Genomic DNA, 18,001 nt, shown 5'->3' on the forward strand with positions numbered 1-18,001 from the left:
GGAAACTGCGATCACTTGTAGAGGTCGACGGCCTGCGCACTCGCCAGAGTGGCGAGCAATACCAACAGGCCGGAAAAAACCCTTAGCATCCTGCGCAGGACGGTAAGGCTTGTTCTCTTGCCGCGCGGTGAGGACATGGGCTGATGCAGACGTGGGACCGCGTATACCAGCGCGACGAGAATGGGGGCAGGTAATAGCAATGAGATCATTGTGGTCGTGACCGGCACCCAGCTTGGTGCGGCATTCCATTTGTCCGTCGGCACCGTAGCGGCAATCCCTACCAGTACCATGGAGATGGTCGCGTAGAAAATGGCTCCGTATACGCTGACGTGCAAGGCGGCGCCCAAGTGCTCTGGTGGATTCCGGGAACGGTTACGATAGGCATGGCCTCGTCGGGCCCGGAACCTAAGTATTATTATCATCGACAAGATCCCGAGTGGGTAAAGTATGACGGCCGCCATCAGCCATCCTGGAGGCTCCCGGTCGTACATGACATTCAGATAGTCCAGGCCGGTCACAGACAGGAGGATCGATACGACGGTGGCCACGGAGTAGAGTGCCGTGCGCGCGAATCTTTCAACGCTCCCGAAGCCGACGAAATGACTGCCTGGACCCTCCGCGCCAGAGCCCATATCAGGTCGGGACATGTGGAAACCTTCGAAATGTGCAGCGAAGAGCCAGGCAATTGCACTGGTCATGGCTACACCGCCTACTCCCAGAAGCCCTCCGGCGTACATGCTCTCGGTCCATATCCTGGGGCAGGCATCGAGCGTCGCGGTGTCTCCCGCGATCAGACTGTAGAGGTAACTATCCAGGGCCAGCATGATGAACGACGCGAGAAGGAGGCTGAGTGCCTGCATCCGGACTTTTCCCGGGTCTCGTTGACTCAGGAGCATCACCAGTCCCGCGAACACGAACCCCGCTATTACCCCGGCCAACTGCGAGTTGGTGGGGGCGTTCGCTATCGGACTCCAGTCCGTGCCTGGACAGCGATCCATGCTCGGCATCTTCGACCAACCGTTCCACGCGCGTCCGCCGTTCGAACCATGAGGCATAGATCGCTTCCCATGGACTTGGGCTGCGTGATCGGAGCTGTGGTCGGTGGGAGTGAAGCCACCCCACAGATATGGTTTGTCAGACCGTCCATCGCGGGGCGTTCTCCAGGTGGAGGTCCTGCCCGCCGCCTGGATCCACCCGGTAGAACCAGGGCTCTACCGGACCCCCACCCATAAGGTACGGGTATGCGTTTTGGGGTGCTTGGGCCGTTGGCCGTGTGGACGGACGCCGGTGAACCCGTCACGATCCCCGGTACGAAGGTGCGCGCGCTCCTCGCCGACCTCCTGGTGCACGAGGGCCACCCCGTCTCCGCCGACCGGCTGATCGACGACCTGTGGGGCGACGACCCGCCCGGCAACCCCACCGGCGCGCTCCAGGTCCGCGTCTCCCAGCTGCGCAAGGCGCTGGAGGACGCCGAGCCCGGTGGCAAGAACCTGGTCGTCTCCAAGCCCCCCGGCTACCTGCTGCGGACCACCGACCTCGACGCCGCCCGCTTCGCCGACCTGCTCGCCCGCGCCGAGGCGGCCGCCGGCCCCGGCACCCGGGCCGGGCTGCTCGCCGACGCGCTCGCGCTGTGGCGCGGGCCCGCGTACGCCGACTTCGCCGACGAGGAGCACACCCGGGGCGCGATCCTCCGGCTGGAGGAGCAGCGGCTGACCGCCCTGGAGCTGCACGCCGAGGCGCGGCTGGAGCTCGGCGAACACGGCCTGCTCGTGGGCGAGCTGGGCGACCTGGTGGCCCGGCACCCCCTCAGGGAGCGGCTCCGCGCCGCCCACCTGCGTGCCCTGTACCGGGCGGGCCGGCAGAGCGAGGCCCTCGCCGCCTACGCCGAGCTGCGCGACCGGCTGGCCGAGGAGCTCGGCCTGGACCCCGGACCCGAGCTGGTGGCGCTGCACCAGGCGATACTCGGCCAGGACCCGGCGCTCAGCCTGCCCGCAGAACGCCCCGCGACCAACCTGCCCGCCGCACTCAGCAAGCTCATCGGACGAGGAGAGGCCCTGGCAGGGGTACGCTCCCTCGTCCGCACCGAACGGCTGGTGACGCTCACCGGCAGCGGCGGCGTGGGCAAGACCCGGCTCGCCCTGGAGGTCGCGGGCCGCCTGGTGGACGACTTCCCCGACGGGGTGTGGCTGGTGGAGCTGGCCCCCGTCGACCGGCGTACCGCGTCGCTGGCCGAGGCCGTCATGGCGGCGCTGCAGATCAGGCAGGACAACGGCCCGGACTCCTCCGCGGACCGGTTGGCCGACGCGCTGCGCGCCAGGCACATGCTGTTGGTGCTGGACAACTGCGAGCACGTGGTCGAGCAGGCCGCGCAGCTGGCCGAGCTGCTGCTGCGGGCCGCCCCGGAGCTGCGCATCCTGGCCACGAGCAGGGAGCCGCTGTCGATCGACGGCGAGACCCTGTGGGCGGTCCCGCCGCTCGGCCTGCCCGGCAGCACCGACCTGGCCATCATGGCCGGCTCCGACGCCGTACGGCTGTTCGTCACGCGGGCCGCCGCGTCGGCCCGTGGCTTCGCGCTCGACGCGGGCAACGCCTCGGCGATCGCGCAGCTGTGCAGGCGGCTCGACGGCATCCCGCTGGCGCTGGAGCTGGCGGCGACCCGGGTACGGGTGCTGGGCGTGCACGGCGTGGTGGCCAGGCTCGACGACCGGTTCCGGCTGCTGGCCTCGGGACAGCGCGGCGCACCGCAACGGCAGCAGACGCTCATGGCGGTCATCGACTGGAGCTGGGAACTGCTGACGGACCCCGAGCGCGTGGTGCTCCGGCGCCTCGCGGTGCACGCCGACGGCTGCACCCTGGAAGCCGCCGAGGCCCTCTGCACAGCCGGCACCGCCGTGCCCGAGGTTGTCGTGCCCGAGGTTGTCGTTACTGAGGGCGTCGTGCCTGAGGGCGTCGTGCACGGGGCCAGGGCCGCCGGAGTTGCCGGGCCGGGGTCCGGGGTCGGGCCGGATGTCCTCGACGTGCTGGCCCGGCTGGTCGATCGGTCGCTCGTGGTCGTGGTGGACGGCGCGGCGGGTGTCCGCTACCGGCTGCTCGAATCGGTGGCGGACTACTGCGTGACCAAGCTCGCCGCCGCCGACGAGCTCGACGCCGTACGACTCGCGCACGCCGCCTACTACACCGACCTCGCCGAGGAAGCCGAGCCGCACCTGTACGGCCACGAGCAGCGAGCATGGCTGCAGCGCCTGGACGCCGAGTCCGCCAACCTCCGAGCCGCCCTGGACACCGCCGTGGACCGGGGCGAAGGCGCCATGGCCCGGCGGCTGGTGAACGCGATGGCCTGGCACTGGTTCCTCCGCGGCCGGCTCGCCGAAGCAAGACGAGCCCTGGAGGCGGCACTGGCCGTCGCGGGCGACGACGGCGATGCCAGGGGCAGGGCGGCTGCCTGGCATGCCGGGTTCGTGCTGCTGCTGGGGGAGCGGGCCGACTGGGAGCCGCTGCCGGACCGGATCGCCGACGCCGGCCGGCGGGCCAGGGCGCTGCTGTTCCTCGCGATGAGCGTGCACGACCTGCCGCTCAGCCTGGAGCTGGTGAACCGGGCACTGGTCACCTTCCGGGCCACCGGCGACCGGTGGGGCATCGCCACCGCGCTCAGCCTGCACGCCAAGGACCACTTCACCCGCCGCGACCTCGCCGCGCTGAAGCGCGACTGTACGGAGAGCGCCAGGCTGTTCAGGGAGCTGGGCGACCGCTGGGGCCTGCTGCAGGCCACCGAGTGGCTGGCCGGCCTGGCCGAGACGGCCGGCGACATCGACCGCGCCAAGGAGCTGTTCGCGCAGGGGCTGCGCATGGCGCAGGAGCTCGGCCTCTGGGCGGACGCCGCCCGGCGCACGTCCTGGCTGGGCTGGGTCGCCATGCAGGCGGGGGAGTACGACCAGGCCATGGAGCTGTGCGGCAGCGGGCTGCGGCTGGCCGTCGAGCAGGGCTACCGCGAAGGCCAGATGATGTCCGAGATGGGGCTCGCCTTCTCGGCCCGCCGGGCGGGCGAGCTGGAGCTGGCGGACAAGCACCTGCGCCACCTGCTCGACGGCGTCCCGCGCGGCCCCGGCGTCGAGCCCGCCCTGCACGTGCCGAGCACGCTCGTCGAGCTGGGCCTGCTCACCGAGCGCCGTGGCGACCCGGCGGCGGCCCTGGAACTCCACCGGGAAGCGCTCGACGCCGCACAGCGGGTCGGCGATCCACGGACCTCGGCCTTCGCCGTCATGGGAGCGGCCAGCGCGTTCGCGGCCGAGGGATCGTACGAGAGGGCCGCCCGGCTCCTCGGGCTCGCGGCAGCCGCCCGTGACCACAACCAGACCCCTGCGGGCCCATCGGAGCAGGAGGACCTGGACCGCATCGCGACCGCCGCCCGCGCCGCCCTGGGCGAGAACGCGTTCGCCGAGGCGTACGAGCGGGGTGGCAGAACGAAACTGGACGACGCCGCCACCGCCCTGACCTGAACCGACGCCCGGCCTGCGGCGGCGGGCCTGAGGGACGTGTCAGGCGGATGTGAGGTGCTCGTCGAGGCGGTCGAAGAACTCGATCCAGCCCTGCCTGGCCTGATCGGCGTGCTCCTGGTCGGTGTTCACGCCCCACTGGTGGAAGCGCATCGTGGTCAGGCCGCCGGCCTCGGTCAGCTCGACCGTCGCCACGGAGGCGGGGCCGTCGCCGGGGTGGTCGGGGTCGCCGGTGGTGAAGACGAGGCGGGCCGGCTCCGCCACCTCACGGTAGGCGCCGTCCAGCGTGACCTCGAACTCCTCCTCGCCGCAGAGCGTCGCCTGCCACCGGCCGCCGGGGCGCACGTCCATGACGACCCGGTCCACGGGGGTGGTCAGGCCGCGCGGCCCGAACCAGGAGGAGAAGTGCTCGGGCTCGGTCCACGCCTGGAAGACCCGCCGGCGGGGGGCATCGAAGAGGCGGGTGATCTCGTACTCGGCGGTCTGCGTCATGGTGTCGTCCTTCGGGAGAGGCGGTCTCGCTTGACGACCCTCACGATGCCGGGCCGCGCTTACGGTCCCCTTCAGGCCGTCTTAAGGCTTCTTCAGGCCTTCTTCAGCCCTTGGACAGGCCGTCTTCTGGCTCCGGGCGAGGAGCGCGCCGGTCGGGGGCGGGTGATGAGCGCGCCGCGAGGGCGGGGGCCTGTTCACCGATAGTCTGCGCGGGTGGACAGCGCAGAACTGAAGGACCGCGTACGCGAGCTGAGGGCCGAGGGCCGCTCGCCGAAGGAGATCGCCCGCACGCTGAAGGTAGCGCCGTCGGTCGTGGCGCCGCTGGTGCGCGCCATCGCGGCCGAGAGCGCCGACCCGGAGCGTGAGCCCGAGGTGGTCGGCTGCTGGATCAACGTCGGCTGGAGCGTCGGCCTCGGCGTCGACCCCGCCCACGGCTGGACCGACGAGGCGCCCGACGCCGACGAGGGCGGCATGGTGTCGGTGCTGGTCGCCCGGCGGCACGGCTGGGACAAGCTGTCGGTCGCCGGCTTCCTGGCCGACGTCTACTGCACCGGCGTCAAGAACTACATGGGCCCCGAGGTGTACGACGAGCGGGAGCTGCGCCGGTTCAGGGAATACTTCTTCGGCGAGTACAAGGGCTATCAGGAGGTGCCGATCGAGCTCGCCCGGCACCTCGTCCTGGGCTCCACCGACTATGCCCGCACGCTCGGCTTCAAGTCCGACGAGGAGTTCGAGGCCCCGGCGGCGCTGCTGGGCGCCTGGGAAGGGCCGTCGGCCATCACCTTCGGCAGGAAGGGCCGGCCCTACTACGTGCCGGGACCGCACGACGACCCGGGCCAGATCGTCCGCGTCCTACGCCGCACCCTCTCCTACGACGACTTCGACTACGTCACAGACCAGTCACCCGCCTAACGCTCCCACCGGATCAGGTCGCGACCACCCCTGCGGCTGCCCACGCTCGTCGAGCCGTCGAGCCGTCGAGCCGTCGAGCCGTCGAGCCGTCGAGCCGTCTCGGGGTCTCGGGGTCTCGCCGTAAAGGCCGGAGATGCTCGCACACTCGGCCGGCGTGACCACGGCGGCGTGAGCGCCCCACAATGTGCCGCAAGTCCGTTGCAAGATCATCTGGCTAGCTTGCACGTATGAGAAGACTGTTGATGGCAGGCGTGTTGGCAGTGACCCTGAGCGGCTGTGTGATCGCCCCGGGCGTTCCGGCACCGGTCGGCACGCAGGCGGGGGTGGAGCAGGGCGGTGTGGAGCAGGGCGGTGTGCGGCAGGGTGGGGGTGAGCTGGAGGTCGAGGCCGGTGTGTTGAAGGGCCGGGCCGTCGGCGCGGACGGGAGGCCGATCCAGGGCGTCGAGATTGCCGCGGACAACCAGCTTCTCTACAACAGCAACCTCATCGTGTCGACCGACGCCGACGGCTTCTACCAGGTGGACACCAACATCGCGACCACGTTCCGCGTGACGGCCAGAATGAAGATCGACTTCAACGGTACGAAGTACTTGGTCGAGCTCACCCCCGAGAACGACGCCTCCTTCGCCGGCCCGGCCGGCGCGGTCAGGAACTTCACCTGGAAACTCACCGGGGAAAGACCGGACGGCCTCGGCCACTACGGCAGCTCGGTGCTGTTCTATCTGGACGGCGTGGACCCGCAGAATCCAGAGGTCTACCTGGACGACCAGAACGTGGAAGTCACGCTCACGCCCGAGGGCCCGCTGATCGACGGCTCGCAGGGGCAGCCCATCACCCGTAACGCGATCCGGACCGGGGACGGGCCTGGCCTGGTGGACGTCCCCCTCGGCCGCTACCGGATCAGCGCGAACTACCAGGGACGCCCACTCCAGGTCGGCCTGCGCAACAGCGGGCAGTACGCCGCCGAGGTCGTCGCGGACTTCGCCGAGCACATCAGCAGCGTCTACTGGATCGAGCTCGAGATGAAGCTCTGACCGCCACCGGATCGAGCTTGAGATGAAGCTCTGACCGCTACCGGGTCCAGCTTGAGATGAAGCTCTGGCCGAGGGATCAGCTCATGCGGCCTCGCCGGCCAAGGTCTCCAGCACCTGTTCGCCGTATTTGGCCAGCTTGTTCTCGCCCACGCCGTTGACCGTGCCCAGCTCGGTCAGCGAGGTCGGCGACAGGGTGGCGATCTCGCGCAGGGTGGCGTCGTGGAAGATGACGTAGGCAGGGACGCCCTGCTCCTTGGCGGTGGCGGCCCGCCAGGAGCGCAGGCGCTCGAACACCGGCGCCGCCTCCGCGGGCAGCTCGGCGGCGGCGGCCCGCGCCTTGCCCGCGGCGGGTCTGGCGGCGCGGGCGGGCCGTTTGGCGTCGCGGCGGAGCGGCACCTCCTGCTTGCCGCGCAGCACTTCGGCGCTGGCGTCGGTGAGGACGAGGGCGCCGTAGTCGGGCTCGACCGCCAGCAGGCCCTGGGCCAGCAGTTGCCGCACCACCCCGTGCCACTCGGAGTTGCCCAGCTCGGCGCCGACCCCGAACACGCTCAGCGAGTCATGGCCATGCTGGAGCACCTTGGCGGTGGTCTTGCCGAGCAGGATGTCGACGATCTGGCCGACGCCGAACTTCTGCCGCCGCTCGCGGGCCAGGCGCAGCACCGTCGAGAGCACCTTCTGCGCGGGCACCGTGCCGTCCCAGGACTCGGGGGGCGTCTGGCAGGTGTCGCAGTTGCCGCACGCCTCGGTGCCGCTCTGGCCGAAGTAGTCCAGCAGCATGACACGGCGGCACGTCACCGTCTCGCAGAGCGCCAGCATCGCGTCGAGGTGGTGCGCCTGGCGGCGGCGGTGCTGGTCGTCGCCTTCGAGGCTCATCCGGCGGTGCTGCACGACGTCCTGCAGGCCGTAGGCCATCCAGGCGGTGGCGGGCAGCCCGTCACGCCCGGCCCGGCCGGTCTCCTGGTAGTAGCCCTCCAGGGACTTGGGCAGGTCGAGGTGGGCGACGAAGCGCACGTCGGGCTTGTCGATGCCCATGCCGAACGCGATCGTCGCCACCACGATCAGCCCTTCCTCACGCAGGAAGCGGGCCTGGTGGGCGGCGCGGGTGCGGGCGTCGAGACCCGCGTGGTAAGGGACCGCGGCGATGCCGTTGTCGACGAGGAACTCGGCGATCTTCTCGACGGAGGAGCGCGACAGGCAGTAGACGATGCCGGCCTCGTCGGGGTGCTCGGTGCGCAGGAAATCGAGGAGCTGGCGCTTAGGCTCGCTCTTGGTGGTGATCCGATAGTGGATGTTGGGGCGGTCGAAGCCGGCCACGAAGTGCCGGGCCTGCCCCAAGCCGAGCCGCTCGGAGATCTCGGCGTGCGTGGCGGGCGTGGCGGTGGCGGTCAGCGCGATGCGCGGCACCTCGGGCCAGAGCGTGGGCAGCTCCGACAGCGCGAGGTAGTCGGGACGGAAGTCGTGCCCCCACTGCGAGACGCAGTGCGCCTCGTCGATCGCGAACAGCGAGATCTCGCCCTTGGCCAGCAGTCGCACCGTGGCCTCGACCCGCAGCCGCTCGGGCGCGAGGTAGAGCAGGTCGAGCTCGCCCGCCAGGAACGCCGCCTCCACCCGCTGCCGCTCGCCGAAGTCCTGTGTCGAGTTGAGGAACCCCGCGCGCACGCCCAGCGCGGTGAGCGCGTCGACCTGGTCCTGCATCAGCGCGATCAGCGGCGAGACGACCACCCCGACCCCTGGCCGGACGAGGGCCGGGATCTGGTAGCACAGCGACTTGCCGCCGCCGGTGGGCATGAGCACGAGCGCATCGCCGCCCGAGACGACGTGCTCGATGATCTCCTGCTGACCGGTCCGGAACGAGTCGTAGCCGAACACCCGGTGCAGGACCTCAAGGGAGGTATCCATGTGGCTACCTTACGTGTTCGGGGGTCGACGTTCGGCGAGGTTCGCCCACGGCGATCGTAGGCCACCCGCGAGAGTGCTCCGAGTCGGCGAGCGCCGCCATGCCTTACTCCCGAAATGGCCGGAAATACCGTGATTATCGGCATATCGGGGGAATGGCGGACCGTTATGAGCCTGTCTTATGTGGTGACCGGTGGCGGACGAGGGATCGGGCGAGCCGTCGTGCAGCGGCTCCTGGGGGAGGAGGACACCGTGGTCGTCGTCGAACACGCTCCGGGCGCCCTCGACTGGGCCGGCCCCCGGGTCATCCCCGTGATCGGGGACGCGGCCGACGAGGCCGTCGGCGCCCGCGCCGCCGACCTCGCCGAGGAGGCGGGCACGCTCTCGGGGTGGGTCAACAACGCCGCCGTCTTCGGGGACGCCTCCGTCCACTCCGCCCCGACCGCCGAGGTCCTCGCCCTGATCACGGCCAATCTCGGGCTGGCGGTCGTCGGCTGCGCCACCGCCGTGCGCCGCTATCTGGCCGCAGGTACGGCTGGGGCCATCGTGAACGTCACCTCGCACCAGGCGCGCCGGGCGGTCCCCGGCAGCCTGCCGTACTCGACGGCCAAGGCCGCCGTCGAGGGCCTGACCAGGGCACTCGCGGTCGAGTACGGCAGGAGCGGCATCCGGGTGAACGCGGTGGCGCCGGGCTCGGTGGCGACGGAGCGCTACGAGCGGTTCCTGGCCGGACAGGGGACGGAGGCGGCCGGGGTCGAGGCGGAGATGGCCCGGCTGCACCCACTGGGCCGGGTCGCCACCACGGCCGAGATCGCCGCCGCGGTGGCGTACCTGCTCTCCCCCGAGGCCTCGTTCGTGAGCGGTGTGACCCTGCCCGTCGACGGTGGTCGCTCGGTTCTGGGACTGGATCCCGAGGCTCGGGAATGAAAACCGTTGCCACCGGGTTGGAGGGGGCATGAAGAAGAACCTGCACCCGTCCTACCGGCCAGTCGTCTTCCGTGACCCCAGCGTCGGGTTCGCCATGCTCACCCGGTCCACCGTGGCCGGCGACAGGACCGTCGAGTGGACGGACGGCCGGACCTACCCCGTCGTCGACGTCGACGTCTCCTCCGCGAGCCACCCGTTCTACACCGGCCGCGGCCGCGTGCTGGACACCGCCGGGAGGGTCGAGCGCTTCAAGCAGCGCTACGGCACGATGTGACGCGCGTGAGCGCGCCGCCCCCGTCCCGCCCGGCCTGACCAACGCCGGAGCGGGCGGGGGCTTCGTCGTTCCTGCCCCAATTCAAGAGCATTGCGGACAGAAGAGCGTTCTGCGCCGAAGAGTCCGCATGCGCCGGTTACTTGCGGGTACAAGGGCTTTACCGGCGTGGGAGCGATGGTGATCGCATAATGAGTCTCTCTGGGAAGGAACGCCGCATCCTCGCTGAAATCGAGCAGGGTCTGGAGCAGGATGACCCCGAGCTCGCCCGGCGTGTCGCGGCGATCAACAAGATCGAGTCGGACGGCGTACCGGCTCAGCGCAAGGAGGACGACCTGCCGCGCGCCCGGGACGCGACCCCGATCCCCGGCGACGAGCCGATCAGGCGAGCCGAACCCGAGCGGCCGGCCGGCGAGCGGGCGTCCGGCGCGCGGCCCGGCCGGCGAGTCGGCCGCGTGTGGCTGATCGTGGCGATCGTGGCGCTGACCCTCCTACTGCTGGTGCTGGCCGTCGTGATGGCGTGAGCGGCGGCGTGAGCGGCGGTGCCTGAGCACCAGCAGGTCGACGGCGGCGATGACGGCCACCACGGCCGCGATCGCCGCCTCCCAGACCCAGACCTCCTCGCCGGTGCTCAGCGCCCGCGAGACGAAGAAGACGGCCGCCACGGTGGTGAGCACGAGCGCGGTCACGGAAAGGATCCTGCGGACGCGCACGGGGCTGCGCGCGGTCGCGGGCTCGGTGCCCTCGCGGTTACGTAGCCACATCATCGGTCAGGCCAGGCAGCGCAGGGCCGAGACCAGCCGCGGATCCAGCGGATGGCCTTCGGGCAGCCGGCCTACCGTAGCCTCGACGAACTCGGGCGGGGACAGGGAGGCGCTCACCCCGCCCGCGGACACCCAGATCTGCTCGGCCGTCTGCTCCACCTGCGCCTTGGACTCGCTCTCGGCCAGCGCGAACCGGCCCATCGCCACCCGCCAGCGCGTACGGCCCTCGGCCTCCTCCTCGGCGACGGGGGCGGCCACGTCGTCGGCGTGGGTGGCGTACTCGGAGTCGTAATGGAAGGCCTGCCTGCCCACCGGATAGGGACCGGCCATGGTCTCCAGCAGCGCGTCCGGGCCCAGCGCCCGCATGCGGCGGCGGGTGTCGCCGTTCTTGGTACGCCACTCCCGCAGCACCTCGTCGACGGGTACGTCGCGGCGTTGCCGTACACACCACTCGTTGAAGTCGTTGTAGCCGTTGATGCCCTCCCTCGCCATCAGGGAGAGCAGGTCCTGCAGCGTGCCGTCGAGACAGGCCTGATTGTAGAGCTCCTCGCCCGCCAGGTGGCCGAGCACGTCGCGGACCGACCAGCCGGCGGCCCGGGAGGGGCGCCGCCAGCCGTCGGCGTCCAGGCCGGCGAAGAACCGGTCGAGCCTGGCCGCCTCGGCGTCGAAGATGTCGAACGGGTCGAACCGGTCGAGTTCGTGCAGCAGGTCGTCACCCATACGTGCGTCGCTACCCCCGAGGGGCCGCCTCTCACCGATGAGCTCCCGTACATGGCGAAGGCCCGGCCGAGACGGCCGGGCCCTCACTCAGAGTTGACTAGCGGCGGAACCGGATGACGCGCACGTACTCGGTGTCGCTGGACGTGCCTTCGGTCCTGAAGCTGCCCTTGTAGACGGCCTTGTAGCTGCCGCTCTTGAAGGGACGGGTCCTGGTGTCGAACTTGCCACGACGGTCGGTACGGTCGGAGTCGACCCACTTCCAGCCGCTGGAGCCGTTCGCACGGTAGAAGAGGGAGACCTCCGCGTTGCGAACGGTGTCCCAGCCCCTGCCGTCCTTGACCAGCAGGCGGCCGGAGAGGTTGACGGACCGGCCCTTGAAGACCCTGGACGGCGAGGCCTCGAAGCCGATGATCCGCGTGGCGGCCTTCGTCCGGCGCTTCTCGATGTCCACGGCGAAGAACGACGTGTCTCTGGCGACGCGCTTGCCGTCCTTGTCGAAGGCCACGGCGGTGGCGCGCCACTTGCCCTCGTAGTCGCGGGAGTCGAACGGCACCGAGAAGCGCCAGTCCTCCAGCGGCTTGATGTCCTTGGCCGCGAGCGCCCGCGGGCCGCGGGTGAGCGGCTCGACGCTGAGCTCGACCTTCTCGACGTCCGAGGACGCGTTGACCTTGAAGCTGGCGGTCGTCTCGCCGCCCCACTTGACCACCACCGGGTTCGGTGAGATGTCGACGATCTCGACCTCAGGGGCGGCCGTGGTCGTGGTGCTGGCGGTGGCGACGCCACCGAACATCAACATGGTTCCGCCGGCCAGGGCGGAGATGATTCCTACAGCGAGCTTTCGCATGAGGGTGCTGATTCCTCTCCCCGTATCACGTTGAAGTCGGCCCGGGACGGCCAACTTCCTCTACTACTAAGAGCCACAGTATGAGGAAAAGGTTGTCTAAAGTTGCGGGAAAAATCTGATCACAGCCGTCACCTGCACTGTCGCCAGGAAAAAATTTTGACGTGACCTTCACCGACTACAGTCTGTGCTCATGATCGACGTTTACACGCTGGGCGAGGCACTGGGTGTCGTGTCCAGCGGCCGGGTCCGGCACGAGCACGAGGCCCGGCTCGATGTCTGCGGGCCCGAGTTCACCCTCGCCGTCGCCTTGGCCAGGCTCGGCCACAGCTGCGCCTACCTGGGCAAAGTGGGTGCCGACGAGCTGGGCGCCCGGGTGCTGACGGTGCTGCGGGGCGAGGGCGTCGACGCCGCCGACGTGCGGGTGACGCAGGGTGGCCGGACCGGCCTGCTGCTGCGTGACACCCGGGTGGGTCTGAGCCCGCACGTCACCCATTTCCGCGCCGGCTCGGCCGGGTCGGGACTGACCCCCGGGAACGTGCCGATCGACCGGATCGGGGCGTCGAAGATGCTGCACGTCTCCGGGGTCACGGCGGCGCTGGGCCGGGACGCGCTGGAGGCGGTGCGCGCGGCGGTGAGCGCGGCCAGGAACGCCGAGGTGATGATCTCCTTCGCCGTCGACTACCGCCCCGAGCTGTGGGCCTCGGTGCGCGAGGCGGAGGACGCGCTGACCGAGCTGGCCTGTGACTCCCATCTGCTCTTCGTTCATCAGGACGAGCTGGACCTGGTCAAGCCCGCGCTCACGCCCGAGCGCGAGGTCGTGGTGGACCGCGGCGCGAAGGGCGCGAGCGTACGGTCGGACCGCATGCGCTACGACGCTCCGGGCCCGCAGGTGCCGGTGGTGGACACCTCCGGCTCGGCGGAGGCGTTCGTGGCCGGATACATCAGCGCGGCCCTGGACGGGCTGACCCCGCCCGAGCGCCTGCACCGCGGGACGCTGCTGAGCGCCGCCGCGGTGACCAGCGCGAGCGACTGGCAGGGGCTGCCCACCAGGGCCGAGCTCTAGTTGACGGTGAGGGTGAAGGTCGACGTCGTGTTCTTGATGTTCTGCGCGTTGTCGGCGAACCTCAGGCCGGTGAAGGTGGCCGAGCCGATGGCCGGGCCCTGGCCGGTCTCGGGCATCTCGTTGACCCAGATGCCGAAGCCGGACTTGGCGTCGAAGGCGTCACCGCTCTTGCGCGCCCCGCTGATGGAGACGTTGTCGAAGACGGTGTCCGTCACCGGGTTCAGCGGCTGTCCGCTGCGGTCGTAGCCCGTCTGGAACATGATCCCCGAGTACGTCGGGTCCACGATGTCCAGGCCGCTGATCCGGATGCCCTGGAACACCTTCGACGACGAGAACACCCACAGGGCGGGGAAGGTCTGCGCGCCCCAGAAGTGCCCGCCGGCCCTGACGAGGGAGATGTTCTCGAACCGGGTGGGCGGGCTGGCGCCGAAGCCGTGCATCGGGTACCCGAAGTCCAGCGAGCTGATCGTGATGCCGGAGTAGACCAGCGTGTCGGCGACGTAGATGTTCCTGAAGACGTTGTCGTAGCCGCCGTAGACGGCCACGCCCGCGGCCCGCCAGGTGAGCAGCGAGGTGAGGTTCTCGAAGACGTTGCCGTGCTGCTCGCCCTGGTTGTTGTCGGTGGCGGAGAACAGCGCGAAGCTGTCGTCACCGGTCGACCTGGTCTCGATGTCGGAGATCCGGTTGCCGGTGCTGCCGTTGGTGAGGTTGAGCCCGTCGGCGAAGACGTTCCGGATCCGCGAGTTCCTGATGACCATGTTGTCGGTGTTGGTGCCCCAGTACATGCAGACCTGATGCTCCACCCAGAGGTCCTCGATCGTGATGTTCGACACGTTGCTGAGGTCGAACACCTTGCCCGGCCCGTCGATGCGCGCGGTGTAGTTGCCGAAGTAGGCGAAGCTCGCGAACGTCGAGCCGTTGGCCGTCGCGTCCGCCCGGAACCCGAGGTCGGTGTTGGTCTGCCCGGCCGGCGCGTGGAAGCGGGTGTACCACGGCCCGGCGCCGACGACCTTGACGGCCTTGCCGTACACCTGGAACTTGTTCGCCGTCTGGTAGTCGCCCGGGGGCAGGTAGACGCCGGTGAGCGCACTGTCCTGGCGGGCCCGGTCGAGCGCGTTCTGCACGTCCTGGTGGGTGAATCCGGCCGGTACGGCATAACGGGCCGGGTCCGGGTTGGCCAGCGGCGCGACCTGCTCGAAGTTGACGAAGTCGATCGTGTAGGTGGAGGTGTTGGCCGCGTCCTTCTGCAGCCTGATCCTGCTGCCCGCCGGGACGGTGGCGTTCAGCATGACGTTGGCCTCGTCGTAGATGTGCCGGGCCGGGCCGGAGGAGGGGTTGTTGTTCGGCTCCGACTCCGGGCCGTACAGCCAGGCGTGCCGCGAGGTCAGGGCGATGGCCTTGTGGAAGGCGCCGTTGACGTAGACGTTCAGGGTGGAGTCGATGCCGCCGCCGCCCGGCGCGTCCGGCATGGAGAACCTGGTGACCAGCGTGTTCGTGCTGGCGCGGGTGGTGAACTCGACGTAGGAGCCGGTGCCGCCGAGCGTCACCGCGCGCCGCCCGGACGCCTCGCCCGCCAGGTCGCCGATGGTCCGGTTCGGGCCGACGCGGGTGGCGCCGCCGCCGACCGCGGCGTCCTCGGCCTCGTACATGTCGTACGGCATGCTGGCGCCGCGGCCGACGAAGAGGGGATGCGTGCTGGTGTTGTTGTCCCGTTTGACCGGTAGTTCCTCCGGGTCGGCGGCGAGCACGACCTTGACCGTGTGCCGGCCGTCGGCGGCGGTCCAGGTGCCGAGGTTGACCGGGGCGCTGGTGGCGCCGGGGGCGAGCACGCCGCTGGCGGACCCGGTGAGGGTCCGTACGACGTCGCCGGCCGGGTTCGTCACGGTGAGCGTGATGCCGTGGGAGCCGCCGCCGCTGGCCCGGGTGCCCTGGTTCTTGACGGCCACCGAGAAGGTCACGGTGTCGCCGCGGGCGGGGTTGCTCGGGGTCCAGGCCACCGGGGCGGCGACCAGGTCGGCGGTGTCGACCGGCCGCACGGTCAGGGTGCCGGTGGCGGTGTTGTTGGTCTCGTCCTGCTCGAAGACGTCCCCGTCCTCGTCGACCTTGGCGCTGATCGCGTAGCTGGCGGCGTCCTGGGTGCCGATGCCGGCGGAGACGGTGGCCGAGGCGCCGGGGGCCAGTGCGCCGACGTTCGCGCTGCCGGCCTTGTCGTCGCCCAGGTAGAAGGCGACGGAGGTGGCGGCCGAGGCGGCGGTGCCGGTGTTCCTGACCGTGGCCGACAGCTCGATCGCGTCGGTCTCGGTCGGTGCGGCCGGGGCCGAGGTCAGTCCGGTGACGGTCAGGTCCGGGTTGTCCGCCGGTTCGCCGAAGATCTGGAACTCGGCCACCTGCCCGCCCGGTGCGCCGGAGTTGGCGGTGATCCGCAGCCGCACGTCGGCGGCCGTGGCGGTGACCGGGATGGTCACGGCGTTCCCGGCGGCGGGGTCGAAGGTGTACGTGGCCTGCGGGACGAGGACGTCGAAGTCGCGTCCGCTCTGCTCACGGCCGAGCACCTGGATGGTCTGGGTGCGCCTGCCCCAGATGGGGGCCGGGTTCAGCTTGAGCACCACCGAGGTGAGGTCGGCGTTGGCGCCCAGCTTGACGGTCAGCGTGTTCGGGTAGGCGGCGCCTTCCCAGTAGGTGTCCAGGTCGTTGTCGTTGGCGTGGGCCGCCACGTAGGTGTGGGTGTGCGAGGAGGCGTCGATCTGCTTGCCGATCGCCAGGTTCGCCCCCGGTTCTGGATTCGTGCCGCGCTCGCCGTACACCTCGAACTCGGAGAGCTGGCCGGCGGGCCAGCCGGTGTTGGCGGTGAAGCGCAGGCGGACGTAGCGGGTGCTCGCGCTGACGGCGACGGTGGCGGTGGGGGCGAAGGTGTAGGTGGCCGACGCCTTGATCGTGGTGAAGCTCGTGCCGTCGGCGCTGCCCTCGACGGTCAGTGTCTGCGTCCTGCTGGGCCAGCCGGCGGGCAGTTCGAGGGTGAGTCCGTTGACGGTGGCGGTGGCGCCCAGGTCGACCTGGACCCATTGGGGGAAGGCGTTGTTAGGAGACTCCCAGTAGGTGGCCTGGTCGCCGTCGGTGACGTTGGCGGCCCGGTAGACGTCGGTGTGGCCGCTGGCGATGGCGGTCCGGCCCGCCGCGAGATTGGTGTCGGCCGCCGCCGGGAGCGGGGCGACGAGGACGGAGATGACCAGGGTGAGGGCGGCTAAAAGTGCTCTCATGGGGGGTGGCCCTTCGGAAGAAGTGCGGTTGGGCGCACCATAAGATGTCCAGCAGATCTCAGCAATATTTCGACTGAATTGCGCAAAGAATTGACTGACTGCGGCAGTGGCCCGTCGGTCTCTGTTCCTGGTCAAGCTGGGTGACAGACCAGGATGTACGCCTCCCGCCTCGTGCAAGGCGAGCCGTCGATTCAACGTAAGCGGTTGCAAGTGTTTGCGTATTCTGTCGTATAGTTTGCGCATGACGCGACGACTCGCAGACGTGGCCAAGAAGGTCGGGGTGAGCGAGGCGACCGTGAGCCGCGTGCTCAACGCCAAGCCGGGGGTGTCCGACGCCACCCGCGAGGCCGTGCTGACGGCGCTCGACGTGCTCGGCTACGAGCGCCCCACCCAGCTGCGCGGCGACCGCGCCCGCCTGGTCGGCCTGGTCCTGCCCGAGCTGCAGAACCCGATCTTCCCCGCCTTCGCCGAGGTGGTCGGCGGCGCCCTGGCCCAGCAGGGGTTCACCTCCGTGCTGTGCACCAGGACCGTCGGTGGCGTGTCCGAGGCCGACTACGTCGACCTGCTGCTGCAGCAGCAGGTCAGCGGCGTGGTCTTCGCCGGCGGCCTGTACGCCCAGGCCGACGCCGCGCACGGGCACTACGAGCTGCTGCACGAGCGCAAGCTGCCGACGGTGCTGGTCAACGCCGCCGTGGAGCGCCTGGAGTTCCCGCAGGTGTCGTGCGACGACGTGGTGGCCGCCGAGATGGCGCTGGGTCACCTCCGGGCGCTGGGCCACGAGCGTGTCGGCATGGTGCTGGGGCCCAGGGACCACATCCCGTCCCGGCGCAAGCTGGAGACCTTCCTGGCCGAGGGCGGTGACCCCGAGCTGGTCGAGCACACCATGTTCGCGCTCGAAGGCGGGCACGCCGCGGCGACCCGGCTGGTCAGGCGCGGCGTGACCGCGGTGATCTGCGCCAGCGACCTGCTCGCGCTCGGCACGGTCCGGGCCACCCGGCGCGCGGGGCTGACCGTGCCCGGCGACGTGTCGGTGATCGGCTTCGACGACTCCGCCCTGATGAACTGCACCGACCCGCCGCTGACCACGGTCCGCCAGCCGATCGACGCGATGGGCCGGGCCGCGGTCGACCTGCTGGTGGCCCAGATCGACAAGGCCGCGGTGTCGGCGGACGAGTTGCTCTTCGAACCGGAGCTGGTCGTACGGGCCTCCACGGCGAGGGTTCGGGCTTCGTAACTCAGTCGTTATCTTGCAATAGGTCGTCGAAATCTTGCGGACTCTCGTTGACGATCCTATGGTGTGGGCACCTCGCATCAGAAGGGCCAGATCA

At 70.1% G+C, this 18,001-nt stretch carries 15 protein-coding genes; 8 read left to right on the forward strand and 7 right to left on the reverse strand.

Annotation, left to right across the window (positions count from 1 at the left end; translation table 11 throughout):
- Nucleotides 1–11: 11 nt before the first annotated feature.
- Nucleotides 12–998, reverse strand: coding sequence for a hypothetical protein (locus tag OHA68_RS22020; protein WP_327109319.1), 987 nt, complete (start codon nucleotides 996–998; stop codon nucleotides 12–14).
- Between the two features lie 243 nt (nucleotides 999–1,241).
- Here OHA68_RS22020 and OHA68_RS22025 point away from each other — a divergent pair, with 243 nt between their 5' ends.
- Nucleotides 1,242–4,496 carry a BTAD domain-containing putative transcriptional regulator gene (locus tag OHA68_RS22025; protein ID WP_327109320.1) on the forward strand — a complete coding sequence of 1,085 codons (3,255 nt, stop codon included), beginning with the start codon at nucleotides 1,242–1,244 and terminating at the stop codon, nucleotides 4,494–4,496.
- Between the two features lie 39 nt (nucleotides 4,497–4,535).
- Here the strand turns inward: OHA68_RS22025 and OHA68_RS22030 are convergent, their stop codons facing one another.
- Entirely contained in the window at nucleotides 4,536–4,985 is a 450-nt protein-coding gene (locus tag OHA68_RS22030; RefSeq protein WP_327109321.1) for an SRPBCC family protein, read from the reverse strand.
- 213 nt (nucleotides 4,986–5,198) lie between these two features.
- Here OHA68_RS22030 and OHA68_RS22035 point away from each other — a divergent pair, with 213 nt between their 5' ends.
- Both OHA68_RS22035 and OHA68_RS22040 read left to right on the forward strand, forming a co-directional pair.
- The gene (locus OHA68_RS22035; protein WP_327109322.1) at nucleotides 5,199–5,897 is read left to right on the forward strand and encodes a helix-turn-helix domain-containing protein; all 699 of its coding nucleotides are present in this window, start codon (nucleotides 5,199–5,201) and stop codon (nucleotides 5,895–5,897) included.
- 227 nt (nucleotides 5,898–6,124) lie between these two features.
- A complete protein-coding gene (locus tag OHA68_RS22040) occupies nucleotides 6,125–6,931 on the forward strand; it encodes a hypothetical protein (RefSeq protein ID WP_327109323.1) in 807 nt (268 codons plus the stop codon).
- Between the two features lie 81 nt (nucleotides 6,932–7,012).
- Here OHA68_RS22040 and recQ read toward each other — a convergent pair whose 3' ends face one another.
- Nucleotides 7,013–8,830: a DNA helicase RecQ gene (gene recQ, locus OHA68_RS22045; protein ID WP_327109324.1), complete on the reverse strand. Its 1,818-nt coding sequence runs from the start codon at nucleotides 8,828–8,830 to the stop codon at nucleotides 7,013–7,015.
- A 165-nt stretch (nucleotides 8,831–8,995) separates the two neighbouring features.
- On the opposite strand from recQ, the gene OHA68_RS22050 reads away from it, so the two are divergent.
- The 3 genes from OHA68_RS22050 to OHA68_RS22060 all read left to right on the forward strand — a co-directional run bounded on the left by OHA68_RS22050 (nucleotide 8,996) and on the right by OHA68_RS22060 (nucleotide 10,549).
- Nucleotides 8,996–9,754 carry an SDR family NAD(P)-dependent oxidoreductase gene (locus OHA68_RS22050; RefSeq protein ID WP_327109325.1) on the forward strand — a complete coding sequence of 253 codons (759 nt, stop codon included), beginning with the start codon at nucleotides 8,996–8,998 and terminating at the stop codon, nucleotides 9,752–9,754.
- 28 nt (nucleotides 9,755–9,782) lie between these two features.
- The gene (locus tag OHA68_RS22055; RefSeq protein WP_189138535.1) at nucleotides 9,783–10,028 is read left to right on the forward strand and encodes a type B 50S ribosomal protein L31; all 246 of its coding nucleotides are present in this window, start codon (nucleotides 9,783–9,785) and stop codon (nucleotides 10,026–10,028) included.
- Nucleotides 10,029–10,216: 188 nt separating this feature from the next.
- Complete coding sequence (locus OHA68_RS22060) at nucleotides 10,217–10,549, forward strand: DUF3040 domain-containing protein (RefSeq protein ID WP_327109326.1); 333 nt, start codon at nucleotides 10,217–10,219, stop codon at nucleotides 10,547–10,549.
- On the opposite strand, the gene OHA68_RS22065 is transcribed toward OHA68_RS22060, so the two are convergent.
- The 3 genes from OHA68_RS22065 to OHA68_RS22075 form a co-directional block, all read right to left on the reverse strand.
- Nucleotides 10,517–10,792 (reverse strand): DUF6343 family protein, encoded by a 276-nt coding sequence (locus OHA68_RS22065; protein ID WP_327109327.1) that lies wholly within the window; start codon nucleotides 10,790–10,792, stop codon nucleotides 10,517–10,519. The two genes, OHA68_RS22060 and OHA68_RS22065, sit on opposite strands and share 33 nt — an antisense overlap.
- Nucleotides 10,793–10,795: 3 nt before the next feature.
- Nucleotides 10,796–11,509 (reverse strand): maleylpyruvate isomerase family mycothiol-dependent enzyme, encoded by a 714-nt coding sequence (locus OHA68_RS22070; protein ID WP_327109328.1) that lies wholly within the window; start codon nucleotides 11,507–11,509, stop codon nucleotides 10,796–10,798.
- A 97-nt stretch (nucleotides 11,510–11,606) separates the two neighbouring features.
- Nucleotides 11,607–12,353: a hypothetical protein gene (locus OHA68_RS22075; RefSeq protein ID WP_327109329.1), complete on the reverse strand. Its 747-nt coding sequence runs from the start codon at nucleotides 12,351–12,353 to the stop codon at nucleotides 11,607–11,609.
- Between the two features lie 190 nt (nucleotides 12,354–12,543).
- Between OHA68_RS22075 and OHA68_RS22080 the strand changes: the two genes are divergently transcribed.
- The gene (locus OHA68_RS22080) at nucleotides 12,544–13,416 is read left to right on the forward strand and encodes a sugar kinase (protein WP_189138531.1); all 873 of its coding nucleotides are present in this window, start codon (nucleotides 12,544–12,546) and stop codon (nucleotides 13,414–13,416) included.
- Here OHA68_RS22080 and OHA68_RS22085 read toward each other — a convergent pair.
- Nucleotides 13,413–16,673: a discoidin domain-containing protein gene (locus tag OHA68_RS22085; RefSeq protein WP_327109330.1), complete on the reverse strand. Its 3,261-nt coding sequence runs from the start codon at nucleotides 16,671–16,673 to the stop codon at nucleotides 13,413–13,415. The two genes, OHA68_RS22080 and OHA68_RS22085, sit on opposite strands and share 4 nt — an antisense overlap.
- Before the next feature lie 241 nt (nucleotides 16,674–16,914).
- On the opposite strand from OHA68_RS22085, the gene OHA68_RS22090 reads away from it, so the two are divergent.
- The gene (locus tag OHA68_RS22090) at nucleotides 16,915–17,907 is read left to right on the forward strand and encodes a LacI family DNA-binding transcriptional regulator (RefSeq protein WP_327109331.1); all 993 of its coding nucleotides are present in this window, start codon (nucleotides 16,915–16,917) and stop codon (nucleotides 17,905–17,907) included.
- The last annotated feature ends 94 nt before the right edge of the window (nucleotides 17,908–18,001 follow it).

This window comes from Nonomuraea glycinis (genome assembly GCF_035920485.1).
In the GTDB taxonomy this organism is placed as follows: domain Bacteria; phylum Actinomycetota; class Actinomycetes; order Streptosporangiales; family Streptosporangiaceae; genus Nonomuraea; species Nonomuraea glycinis.